Annotated in this window: 2 protein-coding genes and 1 pseudogene; 2 read left to right on the top strand and 1 reads right to left on the bottom strand. The window is 70.1% G+C overall.

Features of this window, described 5'->3' with window-relative positions:
* The first annotated feature begins 146 nt into the window (after positions 1-146).
* Together VI238_RS08615 and VI238_RS08610 are read left to right on the top strand one after the other, a co-directional pair.
* Positions 147-548 carry a hypothetical protein gene (locus VI238_RS08615; protein ID WP_331650444.1) on the top strand — a complete coding sequence of 134 codons (402 nt, stop codon included), beginning with the start codon at positions 147-149 and terminating at the stop codon, positions 546-548.
* A 109-nt stretch (positions 549-657) separates the two neighbouring features.
* Complete coding sequence (locus VI238_RS08610) at positions 658-1,503, top strand: hypothetical protein (protein WP_331650442.1); 846 nt, start codon at positions 658-660, stop codon at positions 1,501-1,503.
* On the opposite strand, the pseudogene VI238_RS08605 reads toward VI238_RS08610, so the two are convergent.
* A pseudogene (locus tag VI238_RS08605) lies at positions 1,463-2,518 on the bottom strand (hypothetical protein); the annotation flags it as partial. The gene VI238_RS08610 and the pseudogene VI238_RS08605 sit on opposite strands and share 41 nt — an antisense overlap.

The raw sequence follows: 2,518 nt of genomic DNA, 5'->3' as shown, positions 1-2,518 counted from the left end.
GGGGTCGGCCGCCGCGGCTGCGATGCGCGGGGACACGTGCCGGCTGAACTGCATCGCGTAGTCGCCGTGCAGCGGCGAGATGAAGTAGACCACGTTGACCGCGAAGAACAGCGTCACCGGCGACAGCCAGCGCGCGCGCCGACGACGTGAGCAAGGCGCTCGTGATCCTGCACCTGCCGTTCGTCGCGCTCGCGCTCATGCTGCTCTACGCCGACCGACGCCTTTACTACGCCGAGCACTTCGTCGTGGCCATGCACTACTTCGCGTTCGCGCTGGTCATGGTGACCGCGCTCGTGCACGTCTACGGCCTCGCGCAACGCGTGCCTCCGCTCGCCTCGCTGTCGCCGTCGGTCCTCGACTGGATCGCGCGCTCCCTCTACGTGCTCTATGCGGTGCTCATGCTGCATCGCGCCTACCGCACCGGTTGGCTGCGCGCCGTGCTGTCGGGCGCCGTACTGATCGCAGCGATGGTCGCGGTCAACATTTGCGTCTACCGGCCGGTGCAGTTCGTCGTCACGCTGTGGGTAGCGACGCATTCCGCGTCGTGAACCCCGCGCCGCCAGCCCGCTCGAATCCCGCCTGCGACCTGCGACACGGCAACCGCTCGATCGACGGGCAGACAATCACCCTGAGTTCCGGTCGATTCGAGGTATCCGCATGCAGTCCGCTCATCGGCGCGCCACGCTCGCACGCGGCATCGCCACCGCATTCGGCGCTGTAGCGGGAGCCTCGCCCTGCCATGCGAGTGCGATCGGCGCGCACACGCTGCTCGCGCACGAGGACGGCAACGGTCCGTCGACGGCGACCACCGCGGCCATCGCTACGGCGGTTACGGGCGGCAGCCTTATCGCCTTCAGCGCCGGCTACACCGCCAACGATCAGCCGCCGACCGACACCTATGGCAATGCGTGGGTTCGCCTCGGCGATCCGGTGTTCTACCGCGGCTACGACGGCCAGTTCGACGTCACCGCCTATCTCGTGCTGCACGCGGCAGGCGGTGCGGAGCACCGCGTATCCATCGTGAAGAACGGCGTGCCCGCCGGCGAGATCACCGTACCGTTCATCGAAGTGCGAGATGCGGGCCGGTTGCAGGACGTGGCCGTCGTATATCCTGACGCCTCGCCGTCGCTGCGCAGCGGCGACGTGACGACGACCGGTCCCGCGACACTCGTGGCGTTCTGGTGGGGCGACGCGACCGGCCTGCATCACTCGGCCATGCCCGGTGATGGTTTCACGCTGATCGAGAACTTCGTCGACCTGCCGCCGAACAGCGCGGTGCAGTGCGCCGTCGCCGTCCGTGACGTCGCCGGCGCGGGTACTTACCACGTCACCTGGGCCACGTCGCCGGCGCAAGGTGCGCCGCTATGGCTGTTCGCGTTCCAGAGCGGCGGCGACACCATCTTCGCCGACGGAGTGGACGGAGGTAGCGTCCAGTTGACGGCCTCCGTCCATGTTCGTCGGATCACGGCAGGTCCTTCGCCTCGCCAGCCCCCTCCAGCCTGATCTCCTCGATCGCCGGCAGACGGATCGCCGGCTTGCCGATCGCGACGAGCTGCGCATCCACCTTCTTCACGTCGCCGTCGCGCAGCGCCTGCCAGCGCTGCAGCCATGCATCGAGCCGCGCGTCGTAGTCGGCCTGCACCGCGCGTTGCGCGGCGGTCGGCGCGCGGTCGGCACCTTCCACATCCGTATACAGCGACGACAGCACGCCGCTCACGGTCGCGATGCCGGGTTGGTCCGCGCCGGTACCGGAGACGAGCGGCGTGGTCGCGTCGTAGAGCAGGTCGATCGGTTTGCGTGCGTCGCCCACGAGGGCGCCGTCGCCCTTGCGCAGCGCGTCGAGCTGCGTGCGCAGCGCCTGCAGCTGCCCGTAGGCGAGATAGGCGCGATCGAGCGAGGCGCCGAGCGCGCGTGCGAAGGCGGTTGCTGCCTGCAGATCGGCCATCGTCGCGGGATTGCGCGGGTCCGGCTTCACCTCGAGCGGCGCGTGCAGGGTCTGGCCGTCGACGAGCAGTGCGACGTCGTAGCGGCCCGGCGCCACCATCGCGCCTTGCGGCGTGAGCGGCGTGTCGCGGCCGTGCACGGCGGCGATGCTGTAGTCGTAGCTGATCGCGTGCGGGCGCACCGCGCGCAGGTCCCACACGAAGCGGTGTGCACCCGCGCTCGTCGCGGGCCGCGCGTCGGGCTTCACCCAGGCCTCCGCGAAGTAGCGTTCGGAAGGGCGCCACGGCGATACGGCATCGCTCGCGAACCGGCGCACGAGGGCGCCCTGCGCATCGCGGATCTCGATCGCGACCGCACCTTTCGCCGCTTGCGGCAGTCGGTAGTCGAGGATCGCGCCATCCGGCGGGTTCGTGCCGAGCGGCGTATCCGCCGGCGGCGGCGTGTCCTTGTTCTGGCTGCGGCGCAGGCGATACGCGGGTGACGGCGTGAACAGGAACGCACCGTCGTGCGCGCGCGCATCGGCCATCTGGCGCAGCGGCGCGACGTCGTCGAGCACCCAGATCGCGCGGCCCTG

Origin of the sequence: Dokdonella sp., assembly GCF_036518555.1 — a bacterium.
Taxonomy (GTDB): domain Bacteria; phylum Pseudomonadota; class Gammaproteobacteria; order Xanthomonadales; family Rhodanobacteraceae; genus Dokdonella_A.
Note: the sequence above shows the minus strand (reverse complement) of the source record. Positions and strands in the feature narration are given on the sequence as shown.

Excerpts from the sequence above, each read along its gene's own strand:
- VI238_RS08610 (WP_331650442.1), top strand. The coding sequence starts at position 658 with ATGCAGTCCGCTCATCGGCGCGCCACGCTCGCACGCGGCATCGCCACC.